The organism is Pseudovibrio sp. POLY-S9 (assembly GCF_001431305.1).
Lineage (GTDB): Bacteria > Pseudomonadota > Alphaproteobacteria > Rhizobiales > Stappiaceae > Pseudovibrio.
This window is the reverse complement of sequence record NZ_LCWX01000211.1, coordinates 1-1,997: the sequence shown is the minus strand read 5'-3', so window position 1 is coordinate 1,997 and position 1,997 is coordinate 1. Positions and strand designations below refer to the sequence as shown.

Below are 1,997 nucleotides of genomic sequence, written 5' to 3'. Positions count from 1 at the left end.
ACCGCGCAAACAGGCCGGACACATGACTGCTTCTGACAAAGGTACCGATCATCTCAAAAATGTCTTGCAAAGCAGGAGCCATCCACACATGCCATTCGGGTAAGCACTCGCCTGCTTTTGACTCTATGTTCTTTGACGCAAAAGCGGACCTATTTGAAAGCCGCAAATTCTTCAACGTCCTGCAGGACCAAATTGAAGACGGACAGCTTTCTCCAGCAGAGGCTCGCAGTTCCTACAAGAACTTCACGGATTTCGTCAAAGTCCAGTTTTTGCAACAAGATGTTCTGGATGGCTTCTCTCCAGAGTTTGCCGATGTTGACAGTGGCGGTGGGCTATACAGTCTGGGTCTCAACTCAGCCGATCCGCGCTGGGATACAAAGGATCAAGTTAGCTCTTACCTCAAGTCCATTGAGGCAAATTTTGAGTATGATGCAGTTGTAGAGCACCCGCTTTACAACAAGATCTCTGAGGTCCGTATTGGCGATGCTGATATCAACGGACAGACATTCATCGATGAGTTTCCGGAAACATCTCGGATTTTTTATCCTGATGGGGAGATCCGCTGGTCAAATGATGTCAGAGCGGACATTCTTGCCCGCGAACTTACGGCCGTTAAGTTCAAAGGAAACATCAATGGCCAGGGCCATGATAATTTTCTGAAGTCCGCAGAGTTTAGTGATCTTAAAGCCGATATTCTTAATGGACTCAATCAGCTTGACCTCAAAGGGTCCACTTCGATCACCAGCAATATAGCCCTCAACCAGCAGCTAGATGAAGCTGGTATTGATCTGTCCTCAACAGCCTGGTCCAACAGCTTTAATGCTGAGTTTAAAGCCATCAATATGCACCTTGGAGCAACACTTAAGAAAGTTGCTGCAGCGGGAGCTATTCTTGTAACGACGACAACCGTCAGCCTTGCGGCAGTCGCCGTTAAACAACACGCAGAAGCTCGTGACATTTCCATTGATGAAGCGCGTATTGAACTGGGCCTAACTGCTGAAGAGCTGGGGCCTCAATTGGCTGAAGATCTGGTCAAGGATCTTGCGATTTCAACGCTTCTGGGGCCGGTCGTCTGGGCCAAGAAAGTCTATGAAGCGATCCAGTCAGGCCAGGACGTTAAAGATGTTTATGATCTGGCCAAACAGCTCTACCCGGAAAGTGAGCTCATTCTTGCGCTAGAGCCATCTGTAGAGTTTGTTGCAGATTATCTGGCACCTCTCACCACGCACGTGGAGTATAAGCTCCTCCAACTGACAGGCGTCAATGTCGGCGATGTTCATGATATTCCTGGCTTTGATCTCGAGGCTCTGACAAGTGGGACCGGCGCACGCTTATTAACCCGCAATGCTCATGACACGCAGGTCACCTATGTTATTCATGATGACGGCGAGGCCAATACCAAAGGTCTCATGATCAACACAGTCATTGATGGACAGGGCTCTCCTGACGGACTGGTGCGCTATGAAATCATCATAGCCGATCTTGTCGATATTGAACGCAATGATCAAGGTTACATCCTTGGCGCAGACCTTGACTTTGAGACTTACGTAAAGACACTGGTCTTTGACGGTTTTGTCCAGCGCCATGTAGTCTCGCCAGAAGAGACGAAGGTCTATACGTTTGCCGCTGGACATGACTTCATCATTCCAATTAGTCAGGCCATTAACCCTTCCCTTGATTTGATTATCGGGAAAGATGGCAAGAAAGATGATGTTTTCACCCTCAACCTGGAACAGATCGTCACCACGGACCACATCAGTTCTGTAACAGTAAAACAAACGATCCTTTCATCTCGCTCAAATGGCGAAGTCATTCTTCGGGAAAGCTCTGGTCTGGGAGATGGCTCTGATGAGACTGAAACGGTCTTTACGCTGAATGATTACAGTGGCCAGACACGCACAGTCAATGTGGACAATTTCAGTGCAGGTGAAATCGCCCAGCTTGAGAAGCTAGTCGTTCAGTCCCTTCAAGAAGATGCCCGCGCCATTACGCTCATG

1 protein-coding gene is annotated in these 1,997 nt (G+C 48.5%); it reads left to right on the top strand.

Translation table 11 applies throughout. The annotated features are described in order from the left end of the window. Positions 1-125: 125 nt before the first annotated feature. Positions 126-1,997, top strand: a 1,872-nt coding sequence (locus PPL9_RS21025) for a hypothetical protein (protein WP_152986784.1), incomplete at its 3' end; no start/stop codon positions are given.